The organism is Lentzea sp. HUAS12 (genome assembly GCF_024125735.1).
Taxonomy (GTDB): Bacteria; Actinomycetota; Actinomycetes; order Mycobacteriales; family Pseudonocardiaceae; genus Lentzea; species Lentzea albida.
In genome coordinates, this window is the sequence record NZ_CP099738.1 from 8017846 (window position 1) to 8041522 (window position 23677).

General features: G+C 70.2%; 26 protein-coding genes. 15 read left to right on the forward strand and 11 right to left on the reverse strand.

All coding sequences use genetic code 11. The features are described from left to right. Window positions 1-45: 45 nt before the first annotated feature. Both ND450_RS37640 and ND450_RS37645 read left to right on the forward strand, forming a co-directional pair. Window positions 46-207, forward strand: a complete 162-nt coding sequence (locus ND450_RS37640; protein ID WP_253322897.1) for a hypothetical protein — start codon at window positions 46-48, stop codon at window positions 205-207. Window positions 208-470: 263 nt separating this feature from the next. Then, window positions 471-3116, forward strand: coding sequence for a hypothetical protein (locus ND450_RS37645; protein ID WP_253322898.1), 2646 nt, complete (start codon window positions 471-473; stop codon window positions 3114-3116). On the opposite strand, the gene ND450_RS37650 is transcribed toward ND450_RS37645, so the two are convergent. Then, window positions 3100-3969, reverse strand: a complete 870-nt coding sequence (locus tag ND450_RS37650) for a helix-turn-helix transcriptional regulator (RefSeq protein ID WP_253322899.1) — start codon at window positions 3967-3969, stop codon at window positions 3100-3102. The genes ND450_RS37645 and ND450_RS37650 overlap by 17 nt on opposite strands. A gap of 151 nt (window positions 3970-4120) precedes the next feature. On the opposite strand from ND450_RS37650, the gene ND450_RS37655 reads away from it, so the two are divergent. After that, on the forward strand, window positions 4121-4954 hold the full coding sequence (locus ND450_RS37655) for an oxidoreductase (protein WP_253322900.1): 834 nt from the start codon (window positions 4121-4123) through the stop codon (window positions 4952-4954). Window positions 4955-4969: 15 nt separating this feature from the next. Here ND450_RS37655 and ND450_RS37660 read toward each other — a convergent pair whose 3' ends face one another. The 4 genes from ND450_RS37660 to ND450_RS37670 all read right to left on the reverse strand — a co-directional run bounded on the left by ND450_RS37660 (window position 4970) and on the right by ND450_RS37670 (window position 6391). After that, on the reverse strand, window positions 4970-5365 hold the full coding sequence (locus ND450_RS37660; RefSeq protein ID WP_253322901.1) for an arsenate reductase ArsC: 396 nt from the start codon (window positions 5363-5365) through the stop codon (window positions 4970-4972). After that, window positions 5362-5748 (reverse strand): aquaporin, encoded by a 387-nt coding sequence (locus tag ND450_RS37665; protein ID WP_253322902.1) that lies wholly within the window; start codon window positions 5746-5748, stop codon window positions 5362-5364. Before ND450_RS37665 ends, ND450_RS37660 begins: the two co-directional genes overlap by 4 nt. A 93-nt stretch (window positions 5749-5841) precedes the next feature. Beyond that, entirely contained in the window at window positions 5842-5973 is a 132-nt protein-coding gene (locus ND450_RS45790) for a hypothetical protein (RefSeq protein ID WP_256557365.1), read from the reverse strand. Between the two features lie 76 nt (window positions 5974-6049). Then, the gene (locus tag ND450_RS37670) at window positions 6050-6391 is read right to left on the reverse strand and encodes a helix-turn-helix transcriptional regulator (RefSeq protein WP_253322903.1); all 342 of its coding nucleotides are present in this window, start codon (window positions 6389-6391) and stop codon (window positions 6050-6052) included. Window positions 6392-6469: 78 nt separating this feature from the next. On the opposite strand from ND450_RS37670, the gene arsM reads away from it, so the two are divergent. Genes arsM through ND450_RS37685 form a run of 3 tightly spaced genes read left to right on the forward strand, consistent with a single transcriptional unit; the run spans window position 6470 to window position 8612 of the window. Then, on the forward strand, window positions 6470-7222 hold the full coding sequence (gene arsM, locus ND450_RS37675) for an arsenite methyltransferase (protein ID WP_253322904.1): 753 nt from the start codon (window positions 6470-6472) through the stop codon (window positions 7220-7222). A gap of 20 nt (window positions 7223-7242) precedes the next feature. Continuing rightward, the gene (locus ND450_RS37680) at window positions 7243-7839 is read left to right on the forward strand and encodes a cadmium resistance transporter (protein WP_253328100.1); all 597 of its coding nucleotides are present in this window, start codon (window positions 7243-7245) and stop codon (window positions 7837-7839) included. Between the two features lie 38 nt (window positions 7840-7877). Continuing rightward, window positions 7878-8612 carry a class I SAM-dependent methyltransferase gene (locus ND450_RS37685; RefSeq protein ID WP_253322905.1) on the forward strand — a complete coding sequence of 245 codons (735 nt, stop codon included), beginning with the start codon at window positions 7878-7880 and terminating at the stop codon, window positions 8610-8612. A 71-nt stretch (window positions 8613-8683) separates the two neighbouring features. On the opposite strand, the gene sodN is transcribed toward ND450_RS37685, so the two are convergent. Continuing rightward, on the reverse strand, window positions 8684-9091 hold the full coding sequence (sodN, locus tag ND450_RS37690) for a superoxide dismutase, Ni (protein WP_030476597.1): 408 nt from the start codon (window positions 9089-9091) through the stop codon (window positions 8684-8686). A gap of 75 nt (window positions 9092-9166) precedes the next feature. Between sodN and ND450_RS37695 the strand changes: the two genes are divergently transcribed. Beyond that, the gene (locus tag ND450_RS37695; protein ID WP_256557366.1) at window positions 9167-9469 is read left to right on the forward strand and encodes a S24 family peptidase; all 303 of its coding nucleotides are present in this window, start codon (window positions 9167-9169) and stop codon (window positions 9467-9469) included. Here ND450_RS37695 and ND450_RS37700 read toward each other — a convergent pair. Continuing rightward, the gene (locus ND450_RS37700; RefSeq protein WP_089927366.1) at window positions 9459-10058 is read right to left on the reverse strand and encodes a dTDP-4-dehydrorhamnose 3,5-epimerase family protein; all 600 of its coding nucleotides are present in this window, start codon (window positions 10056-10058) and stop codon (window positions 9459-9461) included. The genes ND450_RS37695 and ND450_RS37700 overlap by 11 nt on opposite strands. 334 nt (window positions 10059-10392) lie before the next feature. Here ND450_RS37700 and ND450_RS37705 point away from each other — a divergent pair, with 334 nt between their 5' ends. Next, complete coding sequence (locus tag ND450_RS37705; RefSeq protein ID WP_371927517.1) at window positions 10393-11589, forward strand: NADP-dependent malic enzyme; 1197 nt, start codon at window positions 10393-10395, stop codon at window positions 11587-11589. A gap of 225 nt (window positions 11590-11814) precedes the next feature. Next, window positions 11815-14982 carry an EAL domain-containing protein gene (locus ND450_RS37710; protein ID WP_253322906.1) on the forward strand — a complete coding sequence of 1056 codons (3168 nt, stop codon included), beginning with the start codon at window positions 11815-11817 and terminating at the stop codon, window positions 14980-14982. Here the strand turns inward: ND450_RS37710 and ND450_RS37715 are convergent. Next, window positions 14944-16494, reverse strand: a complete 1551-nt coding sequence (locus ND450_RS37715) for a bis-aminopropyl spermidine synthase family protein (RefSeq protein ID WP_253322907.1) — start codon at window positions 16492-16494, stop codon at window positions 14944-14946. The genes ND450_RS37710 and ND450_RS37715 overlap by 39 nt on opposite strands. A gap of 132 nt (window positions 16495-16626) precedes the next feature. Between ND450_RS37715 and ND450_RS37720 the strand changes: the two genes are divergently transcribed. The 4 genes from ND450_RS37720 to ND450_RS37735 are packed head-to-tail and all read left to right on the forward strand — an operon-like array spanning window position 16627 to window position 19910. Then, window positions 16627-17709 (forward strand): ABC transporter ATP-binding protein, encoded by a 1083-nt coding sequence (locus tag ND450_RS37720; RefSeq protein WP_253322908.1) that lies wholly within the window; start codon window positions 16627-16629, stop codon window positions 17707-17709. Beyond that, a complete protein-coding gene (locus ND450_RS37725) occupies window positions 17706-18344 on the forward strand; it encodes an ABC transporter permease (RefSeq protein ID WP_089927335.1) in 639 nt (212 codons plus the stop codon). Before ND450_RS37720 ends, ND450_RS37725 begins: the two co-directional genes overlap by 4 nt. Before the next feature lie 4 nt (window positions 18345-18348). Continuing rightward, window positions 18349-19014 carry an ABC transporter permease gene (locus ND450_RS37730; RefSeq protein ID WP_253322909.1) on the forward strand — a complete coding sequence of 222 codons (666 nt, stop codon included), beginning with the start codon at window positions 18349-18351 and terminating at the stop codon, window positions 19012-19014. Continuing rightward, window positions 19011-19910 carry an ABC transporter substrate-binding protein gene (locus ND450_RS37735; RefSeq protein ID WP_089927329.1) on the forward strand — a complete coding sequence of 300 codons (900 nt, stop codon included), beginning with the start codon at window positions 19011-19013 and terminating at the stop codon, window positions 19908-19910. Before ND450_RS37730 ends, ND450_RS37735 begins: the two co-directional genes overlap by 4 nt. A gap of 72 nt (window positions 19911-19982) precedes the next feature. Here the strand turns inward: ND450_RS37735 and ND450_RS37740 are convergent, their stop codons facing one another. The 3 genes from ND450_RS37740 to ND450_RS37750 are packed head-to-tail and all read right to left on the reverse strand — an operon-like array spanning window position 19983 to window position 22080. Further along, on the reverse strand, window positions 19983-20825 hold the full coding sequence (locus ND450_RS37740) for a haloalkane dehalogenase (RefSeq protein ID WP_253322910.1): 843 nt from the start codon (window positions 20823-20825) through the stop codon (window positions 19983-19985). Between the two features lie 10 nt (window positions 20826-20835). Next, on the reverse strand, window positions 20836-21258 hold the full coding sequence (locus tag ND450_RS37745; protein WP_253322911.1) for a MarR family winged helix-turn-helix transcriptional regulator: 423 nt from the start codon (window positions 21256-21258) through the stop codon (window positions 20836-20838). Window positions 21259-21294: 36 nt separating this feature from the next. Further along, the gene (locus ND450_RS37750; RefSeq protein WP_253322912.1) at window positions 21295-22080 is read right to left on the reverse strand and encodes an IclR family transcriptional regulator; all 786 of its coding nucleotides are present in this window, start codon (window positions 22078-22080) and stop codon (window positions 21295-21297) included. A gap of 113 nt (window positions 22081-22193) precedes the next feature. Here ND450_RS37750 and ND450_RS37755 point away from each other — a divergent pair, with 113 nt between their 5' ends. Both ND450_RS37755 and ND450_RS37760 read left to right on the forward strand, forming a co-directional pair. Then, window positions 22194-22721, forward strand: coding sequence for a SigE family RNA polymerase sigma factor (locus ND450_RS37755; RefSeq protein WP_089927317.1), 528 nt, complete (start codon window positions 22194-22196; stop codon window positions 22719-22721). Beyond that, a complete protein-coding gene (locus tag ND450_RS37760; RefSeq protein ID WP_253322913.1) occupies window positions 22718-23614 on the forward strand; it encodes a hypothetical protein in 897 nt (298 codons plus the stop codon). Before ND450_RS37755 ends, ND450_RS37760 begins: the two co-directional genes overlap by 4 nt. Window positions 23615-23677: the final 63 nt, after the last annotated feature.

Sequence of the window (23677 nt, forward strand, 5' to 3'; positions counted from 1 at the left end):
GGGAGCACGTTTGGAGCAGGACGCGATCGCGGTACTCCACCCGCCATGACCGCCGAGCAGCCCGACCACGGCGTCCCCGACGAAGTCGACCCCCAGGAGATCCGCGAGGCGTTCGGCGTCCGCGTGGCCCGCATCCGGGCGGAGCTGACCTCGACGTGGAACAAGCTGAGTCAGAACGAGCGGGACGCCGACGAGCGGGAGCGCTGATATTTCGGCTGTGCTCGAAATGCTTGCACAACGCGGTCCCGGGTGATTTCCCGGTAAATCGACTGGTTCGCACAGTGGGCTCCGCAGCTCTGGTCGACGTGCCGGACCGGCACTTATTCGATTTTTCGTGCCGCGTTGGACCGAATGGCCCAATACGCTCGTCGGGTCTTTGTTTTGTTTGGCGGATTCGGTGCTGAATTCCTCGCACCGCGCTGTCGGGCGTCGATAGAACGGAGTGGATCCTTTTTGAGGGGGACCCACACATGCGCCGTGCTGTCGCGCTGTTCCTGCCCGTTCTGCTCGCCGCGGTTCTCCCGGCGCCGTCCGCGTCGGCCGCGCCGGAACCACCACCTGGCTGGACCGTCTCCGGGAACGTCGTCAGATGGACCACCTCCGCGCCGCTGCCGCTGCTCGACGCGGGTGTGGAGTTCTGGGAGGGCGACCGGTTCCTCGGCCGGGCCCGGGAGTCGGCCGACCTGCGCAGCTTCACGGTGCAGGCCGAGCTGCAGGACCCCGGCGCGCTGCAGGTGCGGTCGGCGGGCAGGCGTCTGGACGTCGTCGAACCCTCGGCACCGGGGCTGTCCGTGCCCGAGCTGCCCGCGCCGCGGCCCGCGGCGGACGTCGATCCCGGCACACCGGGGCCGTACGCCACCACGACCGGTGAGTACGCGCTCGACCCGGTCCGGCTGCCCGAGTACGCGGCGCCGGTCGAGATGGAGGGCGTCGTCGTCGCGCCGAAGGACGCGCCCGGCGACCGGCCGCTCGTGCTCTTCCTGCACGGCAGGCACTTCACCTGCTACAGCAAGTCGGATCCGAACCGGATCGCGATGGAGTGGCCGTGCTCCAGCGGGTTGACGGCCGTGCCGAGCCACAAGGGGTACCTGAAGGCGCAGCAGTTGCTGGCGTCGCAGGGGTACCTGACGGTGTCGATCTCCGCCAACGGCATCAACGCCCAGGACGCGCTGACGGCCGATGCCGGTGCGCAGGGGCGGTCGTCGCTGGTGCGCCACCACCTGGCGAAGTGGGCGGACTGGTCGTCCGGGCAGGGGTCCGTGCCGGGTGGTGTGCGGGCCGACATGGCGAACGTGCTGCTCGTGGGCCACTCGCGCGGTGGTGAGGGCGTCAACCGCGCCGCCACGGACAGCCTCACGCCGCCGCCCGGTGACACCGGGTTCAGCGGTCCGGTGCGCTGGGACATCCGCGGTGACGTGCTGGTCGGGCCCACGATCTTCGGTCACAACCCGGCGCCGGACGTGCCCTCGGTGACGTTCCTGCCCGGTTGTGACGGGGACGTGTCCGACCTGCAGGGGCAGGTGTTCGTCGACCAGACCCGCGGGCTGAGCCGCGGTGAGGCGTTGCACAGCGCGCTCTACATGGTCGGCGCGAACCACAACTACTTCAACAGCGAGTGGACCCCCGGCCAGGCGGAGGCGCCGGCGTCCGACGACTTCTGGCCCGGCCAACCGCCGGACCCGCTGTGCGCGCCCGGCACGGCCACCCGCCTGACCGCCGAGCAGCAGCAGAGGATGGGCGCCACCTACGTCGCCGCGTCCGCCCGGCTGTTCCTCGGCCGGGACGAGTCCGTGCTGCCACTGCTCGACGGATCCGGTGTCCGCGCGCCGTCCGCCGACCCGGCTCGCGTCCTGTCGCACGCGGTCGGGGCCGACCGCAGGCCGTTCGTGGTGCCCGGCGGGTCCACCGGCACGTCCGGCATCGCCCGCGTCTGCCAGCAGACGTCCCGCGACGTCGCGGTCGGGTGCAGCACCGCGCGGTCGCCGCACTTCGTCGGTTTCCGCGGCGCTGTGGCGCAGCCCGAACGCCTTTCCGTCGCGCTGAAGTGGTCGGCGGCGGGGCAGCCCGGTGTCGTCACGCCCGCCGAACCGGTGTCGCTGGACGGTTCACGAGAGCTGACGCTGAGGCTGGCCGTTGCGCCGAACGCGGCGGCGTCCGAGTTCGACGTGGCGGTGACCGACCACAGTGGACAGAAGCACTCGCTCGGCTCCGTTCAGGTGGCCGGCGTTCCCGGTAGTGATCGCACGTCTTCGTTGTGGGCGCAGGAAGTCCGCGTGCCGCTGCCGCCCGGGCTCGACCGGCTGACGTCGCTGGAACTGGTTCCCGGGTCCGCGTCCGGTGAGGCGTGGCTGATCGACGCCTCCGGCTGGGACGGTGGCCTGGTGCCGGTGACCCCGACGCGGCTGCCCCGCGTCGACGCCGTCGTCACCGCGGTCGACGAGGGTGACTCCGGCACGCAGACGCACAACATCGTCGTCACCGCGACCGGCGACGGCATCCGCGTGATCCGGCTCTTCTACACCGACCCGGCGACCAGGCAGCCCACGACGAAGCTCGTGACGTTGCAGGAGGGCCAGGACCGCGCCGAGGTGCCGGTGACCTACACCGGCAACACGAGGTGGAGCGGTGACGTCCGCCATTCCGTGTCGGTGCAGGCGATCTCCAACGCGGTGGTGGGCGCCGCGACCGGCGGACTGCTGGTGCGCAACGACGACCCGGCGCCGGAGGTCGTGGTCACGCCGGTCGCCGGCAGCGTGCAGGAGGGCGGCACGCTGAAGTGGCGGCTGACCCTGTCCGAGGCCGCCGACTCGGCCGTCGCGGTCCTCGGCACCGCGGTGGCACCGGCCTCCGGCACGGAACTGTCCACAACAGACGTCAACGCGCAGTGGCTGATCCGCAACTCGGGTGAGGAAGCCCTGCCCTCACGGCCGTTGTCGGCCACGAGGCTGGGCCTCTACGTCCTCGTCCCGGCGGGCCAGACCTCCGTCGAGTTCGAGGTGCCGACCACCACCGACGCCGAGGCGGAGGGTGAGGAGCAGGTCAGGCTGAGGTTCGAAGGGCAGTCGCCGACCGGGATCGGCTTCGAGGTGACCGGGAAGGTCACTGAGGCGGTGTGACCGCGCGCGGGTGGTCGTCGCTGCGACGGCCACCCGCCGTCCAACTGCTCAGCAGGCGGAGCTTCTCCTCCGACGGTGATCCGGTGTCGGCGCTGTAGACGACGATCGTCTGCCCGTCGGAATCCGGCAGGCGCAACGTCTGCCAGTTGAGCCGCAGGTCGCCGACGGCCTCGTGGAAGAAGCGCTTGACGCCGTGCCGGTGCTCGGAGAGCCGGTAGTCCGCCCACATGGCCGCGAACTCCTCCGACCGCGTGCTCAGGTCGCCGACGATCCGCGACAGCGCGTCGTTGTCGCGGCCGGGGATCATCGACGCGCGCAACGTGGCCACGATGTCCGCGGCGATCTCGGTCCAGTCGCGGTAGACGACGCGGGCCCGCGGGTTCAGGAACATCCACTTCGCCAGGTTGCGGTCCTCGGCGGCCATGGTGTCGAAGTCGTCCAGCAACGCCTTGCCGGCGTGGTTGATGCCGAGGATCTCGAGGTACGGCCCGTGGATGACGGCCGGCACCTCCATGGCGCGGATCATGGACTGCAGCGCGGGCCTGGCCCTCGGCGTCGTGGCCGGGCGGGACGGTTCGGCCTGCAGCAGCGAGAAGAAGTAGCGGCTCTCGACGTCGTCGAGCCGCAACGCCCTCGCGACAGCGGTGGCGACCTGCTCGGAGACGTTCTTCGCGCGGCCCTGCTCGAGCTTGACGTAGTAGTCGACGCTCACCCCGGCGAGGATCGCGACCTCCGCTCGCCGCAGCCCCTTGACCCGGCGCGGCGTCGTCGCGGCGGGCAGGCTGACCTCCTCCGGCGACAGCGCCGCACGGCGTGAGGTGAGGAAGTCGCCGAGTTCACCGCCACTGGTCATGAGATCGAGTATGGCCTCGCCGCGGGGTGCCTGGCAGCTCCTGGGTGGTACTGCCGGAGCCACGATCAGGGGTACCAGTTCTCCCCTTCGAATCGGAGTCGCGGTGGGACGTAATGGAAAGCGTCAACCACGTCCTGATGAGGAGAACACCGTGTCCGTTTGGTTCGTCACCGGAGCATCCCGCGGCCTGGGTCTGGAGATCGCGAAGGCCGCGCTGGAGCGGGGCGACTCGGTCGTGGCCACCGCCCGCGACCCCCGCGCGATCGAGGAGGCCCTCGGCCGGTCCGGCGACCTGCTCGCCCTGCCCCTCGACGTCACGTCCCAGGACCAGGCCGACGCGGCCGTGCGGGCGGCGGTCGCCCGGTTCGGCGGCATCGACGTCCTCGTGAACAACGCGGGCCGCGGCCTCGTCGGCGCCGTCGAGGAGACCAGCGACGCCGAGGCCCGCGCGGTCTTCGACATCAACGTCTTCGGCCTGCTGACCGTCCTGCGCGCGGTCACTCCGGTCCTGCGCGCCGCCCGCGGTGGCCGCATCCTCAACATCAGCTCGACCGGCGGCGTAGTCGCGTGGGCGGGCTGGGGCGTCTACAGCGCCACGAAGTTCGCGCTCGAGGGCATCACCGAGGCCCTGCGCCTCGAACTCGCGCCCCTCGGCATCCAGGTCACCTCGGTGCAGCCGGGCCCGCTGCGCACCGACTTCCTCGCCTCGTCGTCGCTGGCCCAGGTGGAACGGGTCATCGACGACTACGCGTCCACCGGTGGCGCGTCGCGGGAGTGGGCCGGGGCCAACCACGGCCTGCAGGAGGGCGACCCGGCGAAGGCCGCTCAGGCGGTCCTGACCGTCGCGGACCTGCCGGAGATGCCGGCCTGGCTGCCGCTGGGCACCTCCACGCTCGCCGACGTCCGCACGAAGATCGCGGCCGTCGGCGCGGAGCTCGAGACCTGGCAGGAGCTCTCGCGGTCGACCGACGTGGTGCCCGCCTGAACAGGGGAGCGCGGCTCAGCCGATCTCCTCGATGAGACCGCGCACCCGCCGTTCGATCTCGTCGCGGATGGGCCGGACCGCCTCGACGCCCTGGCCCGCCGGGTCCTCGAGGGTCCAGTCCAGGTAACGCTTGCCGGGGAAGAACGGGCAGGCGTCGCCGCAGCCCATCGTGATCACGACGTCCGAGGCCCGCACCGCGTCGGTGGTCAGGACCTTGGGCGTCTCCCGGGAGATGTCGATCCCGACCTCCTCCATGGCCGCCACGACGGACGGGTTGACCGCGTCGGCCGGTGCCGAGCCCGCGGAGCGGACCTCGACCCGGTCCCCGGCGAGGTGGGTCAGGAAGGCGGCGGCCATCTGGGAACGGCCCGCGTTGTGCACGCAGACGAACAGCACGGACGGACGGCTCACGGCGTTGGCTCCTTGGCGCGGGACGGGTGCGGGCTCTTGAAGACGAGGGCGACGACCACCAGGCCGACCACGCCGCCGAGGAGTTGGGCGGCGATGAACGGGGCGACGGACGAGGGCGCGATCCCGGCGAAGGTGTCGGTGAACGCCCGGCCGATCGTGACGGCCGGGTTCGCGAACGAGGTCGAGGACGTGAACCAGTAGGCGGAGCCGATGAAGGCCGCCACGGCCGCCGGGACCAGGCTCTCCCTGACGGACCGGAGCAGGCCGAAGATCAGCGCGACGAGTCCCGCCGTGGCCACGACCTCACCGACGAGCAGGTTCCCGGCGTCGCGCTGGTGGGTCGACCAGGCGACGAGCGGCTCGGCGAACATCGCGTTGGCCACGACCGCGCCGGCGATCGCCCCGGCCGTCTGCGCGCCGACGTAGACGCCTGCCTCCCCTGGGCGGCGGGCGGTGCACGAACCACGCGGCCAGCGTCACCACGGGGTTGAAGTGCGCCCCGACACCGGGCCGAACAACGCGATCAGCACGCCGAGGCCGAACACCGTGGACAGCGAGTTCGCGAGCAGCTGCACGCCGACGTCCGGGGACAGCCGCGCGGCCTGCATCCCAGAGCCGACACCACGGCCACCAGCGCCGCGGTACCGAGCGCTTCCGCGGCCGCCCGGCGTCGAAGCGAGCCGGTCACGTGGTCACGGAGGTGCGCAGGAACCCGGCGAGCCGGTCGAGGGTGGCGGGCAGAGCCCAGTAGTACACCCAGGTCCCGCGTCGTTCGCAGTCCACCAGCCCGGCCTGCCGCAACAGCTTGAGGTGGTGGGAGATCGTCGGCTGAGCCAGGTCGAAGGCGGGGGTCAGCTCGCAGACGCAGACCTCGCCGCCCTCGCGGGACGCGATCATCGACAGCAACCGCAGCCGCACCGGGTCGCCCAGGGCCTTGAAGACGGCGGCCAGCTCGACGGCCTGGTCGGCGTCCAGCGGCGCGGCGCTCACCGTGCCGCAGCAGCCGCCCGGCTCTTGATTCGACATGCTTCTATCTTGACGTTCTTCGAAGCAAGGCGCAAGGTTGTATCGATCGACATCGATACAACGACGTGAGGGGTAGAGATGAGCGAGTCGTCAACCGACCTGCGTGAGGTCGTGCGCCAGCGCTACGCCGCGGCAGCCGTGAAGGTGACCGACGGCGGCACGGCGTGTTGTGGACCCCAGCCGATCGAGACCGACGAGAACTTCGGCTCGACCCTCTACGCAGCCGACGACCGCGAAGCCCTGCCGGCCGAGGCCGTCGCGGCCTCGCTCGGGTGCGGCAACCCGACCGCCGTCGCCGAGCTGAACGAGGGCGAGCGCGTCCTGGACCTCGGTTCCGGAGGCGGGATCGACGTTCTGCTCTCCGCCCGCCGCGTCGGCCCTACCGGCAAGGCCTACGGCCTGGACATGACCGAGGAGATGCTGGCCCTGGCGTTGGCCAACACCGCCAAGGCGGGCGTGACGAACGTCGAGTTCCTGAAGGGCGACATCGAGGCGATCCCGTTGCCCGCCGGCACGATCGACGTCGTGATCTCCAACTGCGTGATCAACCTGTCGACCGACAAGGCCGCCGTGTTCGCCGAGACGTTCCGCGTCCTCAGGCCCGGCGGCCGGATCGGTGTCTCGGATGTCGTGTCCGACGACGACCTGACGCCCGGGCAGCGGGCCGAGCGCGGCAGCTACGTCGGGTGCATCGCCGGGGCGCTGTCGTTCACCGAGTACCGGAAAGGCCTCGAGGCGGCGGGCTTCACCGGCGTGGAGATCACGCCGACCCACGAGGTGGCGGACGGGATGCACTCCGCGATCGTCCGTGCGGTGAAGCCCGGCTGCTGAGGTCTGTGCGATGGTTGATCGTGGATGTGGGCACCATCGGCCGGGCGGCAGGACTGTTCGCCGTCACCAACGTCGACGACATCGTGATCCTGGCGCTCTTCTTCGCCCAGGGCGCCGGCCACCGCGGCACGACCCGCACCATCGCGCTCGGCCAGTACCTCGGTTTCGCGGGCATCCTCGCGGTCGCCGTCGCAGCGGCCTTCGGCGCGACGTTCCTGCCCGAGGCGGCCGTCCCGTACCTCGGTCTGCTGCCCCTGGCACTCGGCGTCAAGGCCGCCGTCCAGGCGTGGAGGCACCGCGACGACCCGGACGAGGAGCGGAACGCGGAGGGCGGCGGTCCGGCGGCTCTGGCCGTCGCCGCCGTCACCTTCGCCAACGGCGGCGACAACATCGGCGTCTACGTGCCGGTGTTCGCCACCTCAGGACTAGGTGGCATGGCGGTCTACGTGACCGTGTTCCTGGTGCTGGTCGCCGTGTGGGTGGCGGCAGGCCGGTTCTTCGCCACACGCCCTGCCGTCGCCGCGGTGCTGTCGAGGTGGGGGCACGTCGTCCTGCCCGTGGTGCTGATCGGGATCGGCGTGCTCATCCTCGTGGAGGGCGGCGCTTTCGGGCTGTAGAACGGCACCACCGATCGACAAGTCGGCAGTATGGCGACATGTCTTCCGAAACCCGGAGTTCCACCGACGTTGCCGTGGAGAACGACTACGACCTCTTCGCCGAGGGGTACGCGGCCGTGAACGAGACCAGTCTCCTCAACGCCTACTACACCCTGCCCGCGATCGTGAACCTGGCCGGCGACGTCACCGGCCGGCGCATCCTGGACGCCGGGTGCGGCTCCGGCCCCACGTCCAAGGCGCTGCGCGACAAGGGCGCCGTCGTGGCAGGCTTCGACCGCAGCGCGAAGATGGTGGAGCTGGCCCGGCAGCGCCTCGGCGACGACGCGGACCTCCGGGTGGCCGACATCAGTCAGCCGCTGCCGTACCCCGACGCCGCGTTCGACGACTGCGTCGCCGCCCTGGTCCTGCACTACCTGGAGGACTGGGCGTCACCGCTGGCCGAGCTGCGGCGGGTGCTGAAGCCCGGTGGCCGGCTGATCATGGCCGTCAACCACCCGCTCCTGCTCCCGCTCATGAATCGCAAGGCCAAGTACTTCGAGACCACCAAATGGACCGACGAGTACGACTTCAACGGACAGAAGGCCACGCTCACCTACTGGCACCGGCCTTTGCACGCGATGACGGACGCCTTCACCGCCGCGGGCTTCCGCACGGCCGTCATCAGCGAGCCGCCTGCGGCGCCGGAGGCCCGTGAGCTCTTCCCCGACGAGATGGCGGAGTTCCCGAACGGGGCCTTCCTGAGCTTCGTGTTCTTCGTCCTGGAAGCCGCCTGACCCAAAAAGAAAACGACGCTGACCGGCGAAAGAGGTCTTCGCTGGTCAGCGTCGTTCACAAAGCAAAGGGCTCAGCCCTGCTTGGTCTCCCAGAAGATCTTGTCGATCTGGGCGATCAGGTCGAGCAGCGCCTGGCCGGAAGCCGGGTCCATCGAGCCCTTGGTGCCCGACGCGCCCGCCGCCTTGGTGGCGCGGTTGAACAGGTCGTGCAGCTCGGGGTACTTCTCGAAGTGCGGCGGCTTGAAGTAGTCCGTCCACAGCACCCACAGGTGGTGCTTGACGAGCTCGCTGCGCTGCTCCTTGATCAGGACGGCGCGCTCCCGGAACTCCGGGTCCTCGTTGGCCTGGTACTTCTCCTGGACCGCCTTGACCGACTCGGCCTCGATGCGGGCCTGCGCGGGGTCGTACACACCGCACGGCAGGTCGCAGTGCGCGGTGGCTTCGACGCGCGGGCGGAGAATGCGCGACACGAGTCGCATCGTTCCTCCCAGAATGAAAAAACAGTGGATGCTCCGACAGGTAGGACCCTACTCCGGCCACGCGAAAGGTGATCGTTGAGACCGCGTCTGTCCACCGTGCTCGTGCGCGGGCCGTCGATGGCCCCCGCCCTCAGGAACGACGACATCGTGCTGGTCAGGTGGGGTGTGGAGCCCGTGCCGGGGCAGATCGCGCTCGTGCGGTGGGCCAGTCGGCCCGGTCAGCTGTCGGTCAAACGTGTCTCTCATCAAGTGGACGGCGGGTGGCACGTGGTGGGCGACAACCCGTTCGCGAGCACGGACTCCGAACACCTCGGACCTGCGGAGGTGCTCGGAGTCGTCAAAGCTCGACTATGGCCGAGGCCGACTCTCAGACCTTGAGGGACGCGTACAGCGCGACGCAGTCCTCGTAGCGGGGGAGGACGCCTGCCTCGTAGGCCTCGGCGAGGGTGGGGGCCGAGGTGTCCTTCTCCGACAGCTGGAACTCGAGCTCGCGCGGCCACGGGAGGTCGAGCGCCGGGTCGAGCGGGGTCAGGCCGTGTTCGCCGGTCGGGTTGTAGACGGTGGAGCAGAGGTAGTTCATCGTCGTGTCGTCTTCCAGGGCGATCATCGCGTGACCGAGGCCCTCGGAGAGGTAGACGGCGTTGCACTTCGTGGAGTTCACGAGGACGGCGTCCCACTGGCCGAAGGTCGGGGAGCCGACGCGGATGTCGACGACCACGTCGATGAACGAGCCGCGCGGGCAGAAGACGTACTTCGCCTGGGACGGCGGGACGTCGGCGTAGTGGATGCCCCTGATGGTGCCCGCGCGGGAGACGCTGTGGTTGGTCTGGGCGACCTTGAGGGGGTGCCCGACCGCCTCGACGAAGGCTGCCTCCTGGTACGGCGAGACGAACACGCCGCGGTCGTCGGGAAATGTCCGAGGGGTGAACTCGAACGCGCCGTCAATTTTCAGCGAACTCGCCAGCATGGCCGTCACTCTAAGGCGTCATTCTTCTTGAACGATTGGGTGCTTCCTGCCTGCAGAAACTGACCGGTCGGTGCAGAAAACCGGACGGACGTCTTGCTACATGCCCTCTGACCTGCGGAAAAAGTGTGATCCCCGCCGCAGACAGCGGCGCGAGACCCTGCCACACTTCCGTCACCCGCAGCACTCGGGCGCTTCAACGGTGGAAAACTCATCCATGAAGTCGACCGGGTTTCAAGGCCCCGTGTACCCGGTGTGACAACGCTGGGCCGGTGCGCCGTTTGGTGATGAGCCCAAGTTGGGGCAAATACGCCGCCCGCACCGCAGGAGGGACCCCGTGACAGCAGTGAACGAAGCCCGTACCGAGAACTCGGATCCGACGCAGTTGACGGATGACGAGATCTTCAACGCGCACCTGGGCGGGAAGCTCGAGGTCGGTGCGACCGCCTCGCTCGCTGACCCGAAGGCGTTGTCCATCGCCTACACCCCCGGTGTCGCCCGAGTGAGCAAGGCCATCGCGCAGGACGCGTCGCTGGCCGCGAAGTACACGTGGGCGCACCGCCTCGTCGCCGTCGTCAGCGACGGCACGGCGGTGCTCGGTCTCGGTGACATCGGCCCCCGCGCGTCGCTGCCCGTCATGGAGGGCAAGTCGGCGCTGTTCAAGACGTTCGGCGGCCTCGACTCCATCCCGCTCGTGCTCGACACGACGGACGTGGACGAGATCGTCGAGACGCTCGTGCGGCTGCGCCCGTCGTTCGGCGCGGTCAACCTGGAGGACGTCTCCGCGCCGCGCTGCTTCGAACTGGAGCAGAAGCTGATCGAGGCGCTCGACTGCCCGGTCATGCACGACGACCAGCACGGCACGGCCGTCGTGTCGCTGGCCGCGCTCAACGGCGCGAACGAGGTCCTCGGCAGGAACATCGGCGACCAGCGGGTGGTCATCTCCGGTGCGGGCGCCGCGGGCATCGCGATCGCCAAGATCCTCATCGCCGCCGGCGCCGGTGACATCACGCTGCTCGACTCGCGCGGCATCGTCCGCACGGGCCGCGCCGGGCTCAACCCGGTCAAGGAAGAGATCGCGGCCGTCACGAACCGAAGCGGCCTCGACGGCGGCATCGACGTGGCCCTGCGCGGCGCCGACGTCTTCATCGGCGTGTCGTCGTCCAAGGTGTCCGAGGACCTCATCGCGAGCATGGCGCCCGGCTCGGTCGTCTTCGCACTGTCGAACCCGGACCCGGAGGTGCATCCGGAGGTCGCGGGCAGGCACGCCGCGATCGTGGCGACCGGCCGCAGCGACTTCCCGAACCAGATCAACAACGTGCTCGCGTTCCCCGGCATTTTCCGCGGGGCTCTCGACGCGGGTGCGCGCCGGATCACGGAAGGCATGAAACTCGCCGCCGCGGATGCCATTCTCGCGGTCGCGAAGGATGATTTGGGCCCAGACCGAATTGTTCCCTCGGCATTGGACCCGCGCGTCGGACCCGAGGTCGCGGCGGCTGTGGCCGTGGCGGCGAAGGCCGACGGAGTCGCCTGATCACGCTCTCCTATTCGCCACCGATTTGCATCTTCACGGGGACCGGAACCACGAACGTGGCTTTTCGTTAACCCGTGCAGGGGTGGGCGATGACGCTCTGAAGCGCTACCGTCCCTCTCCACGGGTGTTCACCCGTGGAGAGGGTTCGTGTTTGCCGCCGTTCGGGTGCCGTTGTCTTGCCCACCCGAATTGCCGCGGGCGGTGAATGCGGGAGAGGGTGGGTCGGTGCCCAAGTGGGTGGGACGGGCGACGGTGGTGAACGGCCGTGCACGGACGGCTGCGAAACCTCCGATGACGCTCGACGGGCTGACGTTGCCCGATGCTCCGTCGTTGCTCGTCGACGTCAAGGGCGTCGTCATGCAGGCCAACCCCGCCGCCGTGGAGCTCGCGGCCGCGCAGGGGGCCGACGACCTCGTGGGGCACCCGCTCGGTGAACTGCTCCTCGGCAACTCCTCCGACCTGCGGCTGCTGCGCGCGGACGGCTCCGAGCTGCCGGTGCGCGTCGCCCGCCACGCCGTCCCGGGAACGGGCCTGCAGGCCGTCCTGCTGATCGACGTCTCCGACCTCTCCGCCGCCGCGGACGCGCTGCGCGACGAACAGCGCCGGCTGCGCAAGGTGCAGCGGGTCGCCGAACTGGGCTCCTGGGAGTTCGACCCCGGCACGGGCCTGACCGTCTGGTCGGACACGCACTACGAGCTCCTCGGCCTCGAACGCGGCACCGTCGTGCCCGGCGCGCAGGCCGTCCTCGACGTCGTGCACCCCGACGACTACCGGATGGTCGAGACGTACTGGCACGGTCGCGAGATCACCGGCGACCCCATCGACATCGAGTACCGCATCGTCCGCCCGGACGGCCAGCTGCGGTGGATCCGCGGCGTCGCCGAGGCGAAGCTCGACGACGGCGGCTCCCTGGACAAGATCACCGGCTACATCCGCGACATCACCGAGACCAAGCGCGCGGCCAGCGAGCTCGCCCAGGAACGGGCGCGGCTGCTGGAGGCGCAGCGCATCGCCCGCATCGGCAGCTGGGCGTACGAGACGGGCACGCGTGCCGTGCACCGCAGCGAAGTGCTGATGGAGATGTTCGCCGAGCTCGGCATGACGCCGGACGAGGACCTGCTCAGCGGCGTGCACCCGGACGACCGCGAGGCCGTCAAGGAGCTGCGCCACCGGCTGCTGCACACCTCCGACGACGCCCCGGTCGAGATCGAGGTCCGCAGCGAGATCGGCGAGCGCGTCTACATGTGCCGGGCCCGCGCGGAGATCGCGCCGTCCGGCCGCATCGAGCGCTACCACGGCACCATCCAGGACATCACCGAGGCGCGGGCGCTGGAACGCCAGATGCGCGAGGACCGCCGAAGACTGGCGGACGCGCAGCAGGCCGCCCGCCTCGGCATGTGGGAGTGGAACCCGGCCAACGGCGTGGTCGTGTGGTCGGACATGCTGCGCGAGCTCTACGGAATCCCCGCGGACGTCGGCGGCAGCTACCAGTACTACCTCGACCTCGTGCACCCCGAGGACCGCGGCTGGGTCGACGACCTGTGGCGCCAGCTGTCCGCCGACGAGGTCGCCGTGCAGTGCGAGCACCGCGTCGTGCGGCCGACCGACGGGCTGACCCGCATCTTCCGCTGCCACGGCATGATCGTCCACGACGCGCACGGCAAGCAGCTCGCCGTCGGCACCGCTCAGGACGTCACCGAGCAACGCGCCGCCGAGGCGCGCATGAAGCGGTCGTCGCAGCGGTTCACCGACCTCGTTTCCGTGACACCCGTGGGCATCGGCCTGTTCGACGAGGGCGAGCGCCTGGTCGACGCGAACGACGCGTTGTGCGATCTGCTCGGCATGGAGCTGGAGCAGCTGCGCGGCATGACCGCCGAGCAGCTCACCCACCCCGAGGACACCTCGCCGGGCCTGCAGTGGGCGGCGGAACGCACGCAGAAGATCCCGCAGCGCATCCTCGTCCGCCCGGACGGCGAGAAGGTCTACTGCGAGCTGCACATCGCGCTGTCCGTGCAGGACGACGGCCGCCGGTTCTGGCTGATCGTGTTCCTCGACATCACCGAACGCCGCCGCGCCGCCGAGGCGTTGCGCCACCAGGCCACGCACGACGAGCTGACCGGCCTGCCGAACCGCGCGCTGGTGAAGGAGATCCTCGGCAAGGCGCTGGAGGGTCCCGCCCGTTCCAAGGTCGCCGTCCTGTTCTGCGACATCGACAACTTCAAGCGCGTCAACGACTCCCTCGGCCACGACGCGGGCGACGAGCTGCTGGTCGCCCTGGCCCGCCGGCTCGAGGGCGGCCTGCCCGACGGCTGCACCGCCGCCCGCCTGTCCGGCGACGAGTACGTGATCATCTCCGAGGACATCGACTCGGTCGGCGGCGTCGACGCCCTGGCCACGCGGGTCGCGTCGCTGCTGCGGACCGCCGTCCCGGTGCACGGCCAGCTGGTCCGGGTCTCCGCCTCGATCGGCGCCGCCGTCCCGAACGGCTCGCGCGCCAACGGTGCCGACCTGCTCCGGTTCGCCGACGCCGCGATGTTCGAGGCGAAGCGCGCCGGCGCCGGCCGCGTCTCCCTGGCCTCGGCCGCGCTGATCGCGTCCGCCGACCGCCAGGTGCACCTCGAAGGCCAGCTCCGCGACGCCCTGCAGCACGACGGCCTCGCGTTGCACTACCAGCCCGTCGTCGGCGTCGACGGTGCCGTGCTGACCGCCGAGGCGCTGGTGCGCTGGCCGCACCCCGACCGCGGTCTGCTGCCACCCGACGTGTTCCTGCCGGTCGCCGAGCAGGGCGACCTGATGCGCGAGCTCGACCGCTGGGTGCTGCGCACGGCCCTGCGCGAGGCCGCGACCTGGCCCGCGCCCGACGGCCGCCCGGTGTCCGTCGCGGTCAACCTGGCCGGCCTGGTGCCGGGTGATCCCGAGTTCGTCGACATCGTGTCGACCGCGATCATGGAGTCCGGCGTCCCGTGGGAACGCGTGGTGCTGGAGCTCGTCGAGACGGCGTTCGTCGACCTGCCCTCGCGCGTCCGCCAGTCGATGGACGAACTCGTGAAGCGCGGTGTCCAGTTCGCCGTCGACGACTTCGGCACGGGCTACTCGTCGCTCGCCCGCCTGAAGGACCTGCCGGCGCAGATCATCAAGGTGGACCGGCGCTTCGTCTCCGGCGTGGGCAACGACTCCTCGGACTTCGCCGTCGCCCGCGCCGTGGTCGACATGGCGCGGGCGATGGGGCGCAAGTGCGTCGCGGAAGGCGTCGAGACCGCGACGCAGTTCCACGTCCTGCGCGGTGTCGGGGTGGACGCCTACCAGGGGTGGCTGTTCTCGCGTCCGGTGCCGCCCAAGGAGTTCCGCGCCGTCCTAGCCCTCGGTCCGCTCCACATACCCCGCGCTGGCTGAGACCTCCGGCAGCAGTGCCGCGATCCGGTGCTTCGGCAGGTCGATCAACCTCAGATCGAGGTCGTCCTGCCGCACCGACGCGTTGTCGACGATCTCGGCCGCCTGCCGCTTGGTCAGCACGCCCTGCGACGCGGTGATCAACGCCTCGCGCCACACGTTGCGCAGCTTGCCGTGCGCCTTCATCAGCACCTCGCGGACCGTGCGCTCGCCCAGCGACAGCGTGCCGGTGAGGACCTGGTCGGCGACGACGATCGTGGTCTTGGCGTCCGGGTTGTTGCGCAGGAACTTCAGCTTGAACCTGGTCCGCACCAATTCCTGCAGTTCCTTCTGCCCTGCTTCCGACGACACCGCGGGGTGGTTGTTCGGCACGAGGCACGCCAGCCGTGCGGGGGAGGACGCCAGCAGCGTCCGCAGCAGCCACGGTCCCGGATCGGCGGACAGGTCGACGGCCAGTGAGGCCGCGCCCTTGCCGACCGGCTCGGCCCAGCCGGCGCCGCGCGGCTTCGGCGGGGGCGAGGACTCGGGACGCGGAGCCAGTTCGGACAGCGCGGCGAGGGCTTCCTTGGAGGGGCCCGACGACTCGACGGACTGCGCGCCGTGCGTGTAGATCCGCGTGCCGCCGGACACCGCGCGCCTGCCCGTGGGCCGGCACACGTACAGGTCGGCGGCCGACCCGATGGCCTGCGCGCCGTCGAAGCGGTGGAACGCGGGCAGGACCGCCTCGAACACCAGCCCGAGCTTCAGCAGTTCCTGCTGCACCTTCAGGCCCAGCGCGGGGGTGCGGTCGGAGAACCCGTACGCGAGCAGGATCCGCCCGCCCGCGATGTCCTCCAGCGCCTCGATGCCGCGTCCGGCGAACAGGCCCATGCCCTCGGCCGTGTACGGCGGGTCGCTGAACACGAGGTCCGCGGACTCGAGCACGGCCTGCGGCAGCCCGAAACGCATGTCGCAGTGCAACGTCCGGATGTCGAGCCCGCGCGCCTCTGCCCGTGAGTCGATGAACTCCAGCAGGCGCTCGTCGAGGTCCACGACCGTGATCGACACGTGCGGGTTGACGGCGGCGACGGCCAGCGACGTCAGGTCGTGGTCGCCCAGGCACAGCAACCGCTTGCCCGCCAGGTCGTACGTGGAGTCCAGCCACACGGCGCGGTTGAGCGCCGTCTCCGCCGTCGCCTGCACGTGGTCCAACGAGGACAACGGCGGCGGCACGTCGGCGATGTCCACGAGGATCTGCCGCAGCACGTCGGTGTGGTCGCGCACACCGGCGACGCCGAACTCCGCGCGGTAGGAGGCGACCACGCCGGGCGCGATGCGGTAACGATCGTCTGAAGATTCGGCGTCGTCGCCCAGGGCCCTGAACAGGTCCTGCACGGTGCGCCGGGGCACCGCGGGCAGGCGCACCAGTTCGGCCAGCGGGTGCCAGTCCTCGCTGAGCAGGGACAACACCTCGCGGAGCTTGCGGCCGTGCACTCCGCGCTCCGCCACCAACTGCCGGACCTGATCGATTGTCACAAGCGGTAAACCATACGGCCTGTCACATCGTGGAACGTTGTGCCGGGGTACGCCGAACGAGTTAAGGTCTTTGGGATCTACATCCAGGGCGGCCCAATCGGGGTGGTCGTCACGACCGGAGGGATCCGAAGGGTGATCGAGTTCCGGGCCGTAACCAAGCGGTTCGAGGACGGGACCATCGCTGTCGACGAGCTCGACCTCGCGGTCGAGGCGGGCACCATCACGGTGTTCGTCGGTCCTTCCGGCTGTGGCAAGACGACGTCCCTGCGCATGGTCAACCGCATGATCGACCCCACGTCGGGCACGATCCTGGTGGACGGCAAGGACGTCCTGACCGTCGACCCGCCCACGTTGAGGCGCGGCATCGGCTACGTGATCCAGCAGGCGGGGCTCTTCCCGCACCGCACGGTGCTGGACAACATCGCGACCGTGCCGCTGCTGTCCGGATGGGACAAGCGCAAGGCGCGCACCAGGGCCGCGGAGCTGCTCGAGATCGTCGGTCTCGACGCGAACTTCGGCAAGCGGTACCCGGCCCAGCTCTCGGGTGGTCAGCAGCAACGCGTGGGTGTCGCCCGCGCGCTCGCGGCGGACCCGCCCGTCCTGCTGATGGACGAGCCGTTCAGCGCCGTGGACCCGGTGGTCCGCGAGGACCTGCAGAACGAACTCCTTCGCCTGCAAGCGGAACTGGACAAGACGATCGTCTTCGTCACGCACGACATCGACGAGGCGCTGAAGCTCGGCGACCGCGTCGCGGTGTTCCAGACGGGCGGGCACCTCGCGCAGTACGCGAAGCCGACCGAGCTCCTGGCCGCGCCCGCCAACGACTTCGTCGCCTCCTTCGTCGGCCGTGACCGCGGCTACCGCACGCTGACGTTCCTGCACGCCGAGGTGCCCGTGCACCCCGTCGCGACGGCGAAGATCGGCGAGCGCATCACCGTCACGGACTGGACGCTGGCCGTCGACGAGCAGAACCGGCCGAAGGGCTGGCTGTCCGGTGTGGACGGTGAGGTCGAGGTCAGCGAGTCCGACCTGATCTCCGGCGGTTCGCTGTACGACGGCTCGACGCTGCGCAGCGCGCTCGACGCGGCCCTGAGCTCGCCGTCGGCGCTCGGCGTCGTGGTCGACGAGACCGGTGCGGTCACGGGCGTCGTCAGGGCGGACGACGTGATCCAGGCGCTCGCGAAGGCCCGCGCGGCGGGTGAGGTTCCGAAGTGACCTGGATTTTCGAGAACTGGGAAAGGTTCTGGGAAGTCACCGCGGTGCACCTGCGGCTCTCCGTCGTGCCGGTGCTGATCGGGTTCGTGCTCGCCGTCCCGCTCGGGTGGTGGGCCAGCCGGTCGCAGACGGCGCGTGCGGTGCTCTTCCCGTTCGCCAACGTGCTGTTCACGATCCCGTCCATCGCGCTGATCGTGATCACGCCGGTGCTGATCGGCGTGAAGATCCTCGACGAGATCAACGTCATCGTGCCGTTGACCGTCTACACGGTCGCGCTGATGATCAGGTCGGTCGCGGACGCGCTGTCCGCGGTGCCGGGCAACGTGATCGCCGCCGCGAACGCGATGGGCTACCGGCCGTTGCGCCGGTTCCTCACCGTCGACTTCCCGCTGGCGCTGCCGGTCACGATCGCGGGCCTGCGGGTCGCCACCGTGTCGAACATCAGCATGGTGAGCGTCGGCGCGCTGGTCGGCCTCGGCGGCTACGGCCAGCTCTTCACCGAGGGCTACCAGACCGACTACACCGGCAAGGTCCTCGCGGGTCTCATCGGGACGGTCGTGCTGGCGGTGCTCGCGGACGGCCTGCTGTTGCTGATCGGGCGGCTGCTGACGCCGTGGGCCAGGGCGGGGAGGTGAGCTGATGTTCGGCTGGTTGTTCGACCCCGCGCACTGGTCCGGCACGACCGGGATCCCGGTGCGGCTGCTGGAACACCTCGGCTACACCCTGCTGACCCTGCTGATCGCCGCGCTGATCGCGATCCCGCTGGGCGCGTTCGTCGGGCACACCGGCAAGGGCGGCTTCGTGATCGTCGGGCTCTCCAACGCCCTGAGGGCGCTGCCGACCACGGCGGTGCTGATCCTCGTGGTGCTGTGGGCGGGCCTCGGCGACTTCCCGGTCTACGTCGCGCTGGTGCTGCTGGCGATCCCGCCGATCATGGCGGGCACGTACGCGGGCGTCCGCGCGGTGGACTCCGTGACCGTCGACGCCGCGAGGGGCGTCGGCATGCGCGAGTCGGGAGTGCTGCTCCAGGTGGAGATCCCGAACGCGCTCCCGTTGATCTACGGCGGTTTCCGCGGCGCCGCACTGCAAGTGGTCGCGACCGCCACCATCGCCGCCTACACGGGCGCCGGTGGTCTCGGCAGGCTCGTCTTCGACGGCCTCGCCCTGCAGGATTTCGGACAGATGCTCGCCGGCGCGGTGCTCGTGGCACTGCTCGCCGTTCTCGTCGACCTGGGGTTCGCCGGCCTGCAACGGCTGACGGTCTCGCCAGGGCTGCGTCCAGTGGGAACCGGAGGAAAGAGATGAAGCGCATCGCGACAGCCGTCGCTGCGGTCATGCTTCTGTCGGCGTGCGGTGGCGATCCGCTGACCGGAGACGGGAAGAACGAGCCGGCCCCGACGGACACCATCGTCGTGGGCTCCGCGAACTTCCCGGAGTCGCGCCTGCTCTCGGAGATCTACGCGGAAGCGTTGTCCGCCAAGGGCGTCAAGGTCTCGAAGAAGCCGAACATCGGCAACCGCGAGCTGTACTTCAAGGGTGTGCAGGACGGCTCGATCGACCTGATCCCCGAGTACACCGGCGTGCTCCTCAAGCACGTCAACAAGGAAGCCCCCGAGGTCGGCGCCGACGAGGTCTACGCCGCGCTGCAGAAGGCACTGCCCAAGGGCCTCATCGTGCTCGACAAGTCGGCCGCCGAGGACAAGGACGCGGTCGTCGTCACGAAGCAGATCGCGGCCCAGTACAGCCTGAAGTCGATCGACGACCTCGTGCCGTACTGCAAGGACCTCTCCTTCGGCGGCCCGCCGGAGTTCCAGAACCGCCCCGACGGCCTGCCGGGCCTCAAGGCGAAGTACAACTGCGAGTTCAAGGAGTTCAAGGCCCTCGACGTCGGCGGCCCGCTGACCGTCGCCGGCCTGAAGGACAACACCGTCCAGGCGGCGGACCTCTTCACGACGGACGCGGCCATCAAGGCCAACGAGTTCGTGGTGCTCGAGGACCCGAAGAACGTCTTCGCCGCCCAGAACGTGTTGCCGCTCATCAACGAGAAGAAGGCGTCGCAGCAGGTCCGCGACACCCTCAACGCCATCTCGAAGAAGCTCGACACGAAGACTCTGCTGGAGCTGAACGAGAAGCTGTCGTCGCCGGACAAGCCGGAGCCGGAGAAGGTCGCCAAGGAGTGGCTGGCCTCCGCGGGCATCTGACCCGGAGCTGAACCAACGGCGGGGCGGACACCGAACGGTGTCCGCCCCGCCGTGCGTTCCAGGGCAGGTCGTTCACGCGAGCCCGTGCCGGTTCGCCCAGTCCGCGATCGCCGCCGCGATCTCCTTCGGCTTGTCCTCCGGCGCGTGGTGCCCGGCCTCGCCCACCGCCACGACGTCCAGCGAGGCGATGTTCTCCCGGCACCACCCGGCCAGCTCAGGGGTGATGGCCAGCGTCGGAGAGCCCTCGAAGGTCAGCAGCAGCTTCGGCACGGGTGAGGCCGCGAGCCACTCGCCGTACGCCTCCATGCGGGGCACCAGGGCGGGCGGTTCGCCGTCGACCGGCAGCTGCCGCACCCAAGCCAGCAACGGGCGGCGGCTCTCGCGGTCGGGGTACGGCGCCAGGTACGCGGCCATGTCCGCATCCGAGACCGGAGTCAGCACACCGCCGGTGAACGCCTGACGCACCAACGTGTCCTGGTCCAGCACCAGCTCCTCGGCCAGACCGGGAGTGCGGAGCCGACGTGTCCGTTCGCGGGCGGCCGGTGCGAGTTCGTCACCGCGCAACGGCTTCAGCATCGCCTCGAAGAAGGCGAGGCCCGCCACCCGCGACGGGTGCCGGGCCGCCCAGTCGAACGCGAGTGCGGCGCCCCAGTCGTGGCCTACCAGCACCACGCGGTCCAGTTCCAGGGCGTCGAACCACGCGTCGAGGTAGCGGGAGTGGTCGTCGAACGAGTAGCCGATGGCCGGCTTGCCCGATCTGCCCATGCCGATGAGATCGGGCGCGAGACCACCCAGCTCGGGCAGCACGTTGCGCCAGATGTGCGAGGAGGCCGGGTTGCCGTGCAGGAACACGAACGGCGCGGTGCCGTGCTCCAGGTGGTGCAGGGTCGAGTCGAGGACGGGGACGACGGGCATCGGAGGCTCCCTAGTCGAGGGGGACGGCGAGCAGCGCACTGAGTTCGTCGGAGAAGGCGGACGTGCGGTCGCCCAGCGGCTCCAGCAGGCGGTCCAGCAGCGCGCGGACCACGGCCATGGCGGGCTCGACCGTCGAACGGCCGTGCGGAGTCAGCAGGAGCCGCATGGTCCGTGTGTCGACCGTGTCCCGTGTGCGCGTGATGAAGCCCGCGGCCTCCAGGGAGCGCGCCAGCTTCGAGACGTACAGCGGTTCAAGGCCGGTGTGGTCGGCCAGTTCGCGTTGGGAGGGCCGGTCGAGGGCGACCAACGACGACAGCACGACGTACTGCGCATGCGTCAGCCCAAGAGGGTCCAACGCACGGTCGACGGCCGTTCGCCACTTCATCGCCAGACGCCACACGAGGTGCCCAGGCGTCGGTTCCGCACTGCTCATGGCAGATACAGTACATGGCTACTATGTACATGGACACTAACCTGAAGCGGCGTGACCACCGATTCGGACGGTGAGCTCCTCGGCCGCCTTGCGGACCTCCTTGGCCAGCTCGGGCCACGAAGCGCCGCACGGGGTGTCGCACAGGTGCCGGAACGTCAGCGTGATCGCGGCGATCGGCCGCTCGCCGTGGTCGAACACCGGTGCCGCCACCGAGGCGAACCCCGCCGTCACGAACCCGTCCTCGACCGACCAGCCCTGGCGGCGTTCGAGGGTCAGCAGGCGGCGCAGCGCCGGGAGGTTGTGCGGGCCGCGGCCGGTGCGGTCGACGAACGAGGCCACCGACGGCAGCAGCGCCCTGACCTGCGCCGGAGGGAGGTGGGCCAGCATCGCGCGGCCCGAGGCGGTCAGGTGGGCCGGCAGGCGGACGCCGACGTCGGACACGATCGACTGCGGCTGCCTCGGTTGCTCTCGCACCAGGTACAGGGCCTCGGGGCCGTGCAGGACGCCCAGGTGCGCGACCTTCTCCATCCGGTCGGCGAGCTTGCGCAGCAACGGGCGGGCCAGCCGTTCCAGCGGGTCGTGCCGCAGGTAGGCGGAGCCGAGCTCGAACGCGGCGACGCCCAGGCCGTAGCGCTTCTCCTCGGGGAAGTGCGTCGCGAAGCCCGCCTCGGTCAGCTCCGAGAGCAGGTGGTAGGTCGTTGACCTGGGCAGGTTCAGCTCGCGCGCCACCGACGCCGCGGAGACCGGTCCAGGCCTGCCCGCCAGCAGCCGCAGGACCGCGAGCCCTCGACGCAGCGCGGGAACGTCACTGCTGCTGCCCACGACCGTGATTTTCCCACGTGATCCAGCCCACGCCGTTACGACATCAGGGCACACTCAACAGAACAGCCTCGAGCTGCGTCACAGGGGTGTGACGGTTTTGAAGGGGGTCGGGATTGACACCGAGTTTCGATGACTTCGTGGCAGAACAGGTGACCCCGTTGCTGCGCTATGCCACCGTGCTCACGTGCGACCCGCACCTGGCCCAGGACGTGGTCCAGGAAGTGCTGCTGCGCGCGCAGCAGAAGTGGGACCGCATCGGGTCAGTCGACCTCCCTCACGCCTACGTCAAGCGCATGGTGACCAACGAGTACCTCTCGTGGCGCAGACGCAGGGCCGCCAAGGACGTCGCGCTGTGCATGACGACCCTGGAGTCCGTCACCCCGCCCGTCGCGGACAAGACGCACCACTACGACGAGCGGGAAGCCATGTTGCAGCGGATCGCGAAGCTGCCCCGCAAACAGCGGGCGGCCGTCGTGCTCCGCTACTACGAGAACTACGACGACTCGGAGATCGCACAGATGCTCGGTTGTGCCGAGGGAACCGTGCGCAGCCACATCTCACGTGCGCTGGCCACACTCCGCATGGAACACACGCTGGAACCCGCTGGTGTCGGGTCCCGGCTCGGGGAGGGCCTGTCGTGAACGACACCGAACAGCGGATCAAGGAGGCACTCGGCCTGCTGGCCGAACGCACTCCTCACCCGGGACCGACGCTCAACGCGCTGAAGCGCAAGCGCAAGCGGCAGCGGAACAACGTCTTCCTGATCGCCACGGCCGGCGTCGCCGCCGTCGCGGTCCTGGTCTTCGGCGGACTGATCGCGAGCGACAGGTACGCGCCGCCGCTCCCGAACGACGCCGCCGCGGCGCTCGTCGTGGGCGGAGGGCAGAACGTCGCGTTGAAGTACGCCCCGCACTGGCTGCCGGAGGGCTTCACCGAGAACTCCCGCACGACGAACAACGCGGTCACGCGGGTGTGGGGTCCCGCGGACGGCAAGGCGAGCGTCGCCATCACCACGCTCGGCGGGATGCCGGACACCGGCGGCTGGGACGAGGTCGGCGTGCGCGGGCTGAAGGCCTGGGCGCGGGTCGCGGACGGCGCCGCGTCGGTCGTCTGGAAGGCGCAGGACGCCCTGGAGGTGTCGGTCCGCGGCCTGGACGACGTGCGGGCCGTCGCGCTGCGCGTCGCCGAGTCGGTGCGCGCCGACGCCAAGACCACGCACCAGGCGCCGTTCAAGGTCGAGGGCAAGTACGCCGACCAGATGTCCGGTGTGGGGGCGGACCGGTGGGACGCGTCACTGAACCTCGGCTCGGTCACTGTGCACGTGGCGACGCAGAAGCCCGAGCTCGCGGCGGCCGAGCCGGTGTCCGTGCGCGGCAGGGACGGCCTGCGCTCGGGCTCCACCGTGGCGGTCTCCGACGGCGGCCGGTGGATCTGGGCCACGTCCAGCGCCTACTCCGACCGGCTGGTCGAGCTGGTGGGCAAGGTCGAACTCGTCGACGCGCCCGACACGGGCTGGATCGGCAAGGGGCTGTAGCGGTCCGTCTGGCATTCCAGACACCATCACCCGCTCCGGGGTCGCTGACGCGGCCCCGGAGCG

What these genes read in the sequence shown, in the direction of transcription:
- ND450_RS37640 (WP_253322897.1), top strand. Translation starts at nt 46, where the DNA reads ATGACCGCCGAGCAGCCCGACCACGGCGTCCCCGACGAAGTCGACCCC.
- ND450_RS37645 (WP_253322898.1), top strand. Translation starts at nt 471, where the DNA reads ATGCGCCGTGCTGTCGCGCTGTTCCTGCCCGTTCTGCTCGCCGCGGTT.
- ND450_RS37650 (WP_253322899.1), bottom strand. Translation starts at nt 3,969, where the DNA reads ATGACCAGTGGCGGTGAACTCGGCGACTTCCTCACCTCACGCCGTGCG.
- ND450_RS45790 (WP_256557365.1), bottom strand. Translation starts at nt 5,973, where the DNA reads ATGCAGGCCGCGCGGCTGTCCCCGGACGTCGGCGTGCAGCTGCTCGCG.
- ND450_RS37670 (WP_253322903.1), bottom strand. Translation starts at nt 6,391, where the DNA reads ATGTCGAATCAAGAGCCGGGCGGCTGCTGCGGCACGGTGAGCGCCGCG.
- arsM (WP_253322904.1), top strand. Translation starts at nt 6,470, where the DNA reads ATGAGCGAGTCGTCAACCGACCTGCGTGAGGTCGTGCGCCAGCGCTAC.
- ND450_RS37685 (WP_253322905.1), top strand. Translation starts at nt 7,878, where the DNA reads ATGTCTTCCGAAACCCGGAGTTCCACCGACGTTGCCGTGGAGAACGAC.
- sodN (WP_030476597.1), bottom strand. Translation starts at nt 9,091, where the DNA reads ATGCGACTCGTGTCGCGCATTCTCCGCCCGCGCGTCGAAGCCACCGCG.
- ND450_RS37700 (WP_089927366.1), bottom strand. Translation starts at nt 10,058, where the DNA reads ATGCTGGCGAGTTCGCTGAAAATTGACGGCGCGTTCGAGTTCACCCCT.
- ND450_RS37730 (WP_253322909.1), top strand. Translation starts at nt 18,349, where the DNA reads ATGTTCGGCTGGTTGTTCGACCCCGCGCACTGGTCCGGCACGACCGGG.
- ND450_RS37735 (WP_089927329.1), top strand. Translation starts at nt 19,011, where the DNA reads ATGAAGCGCATCGCGACAGCCGTCGCTGCGGTCATGCTTCTGTCGGCG.
- ND450_RS37740 (WP_253322910.1), bottom strand. Translation starts at nt 20,825, where the DNA reads ATGCCCGTCGTCCCCGTCCTCGACTCGACCCTGCACCACCTGGAGCAC.
- ND450_RS37745 (WP_253322911.1), bottom strand. Translation starts at nt 21,258, where the DNA reads ATGAGCAGTGCGGAACCGACGCCTGGGCACCTCGTGTGGCGTCTGGCG.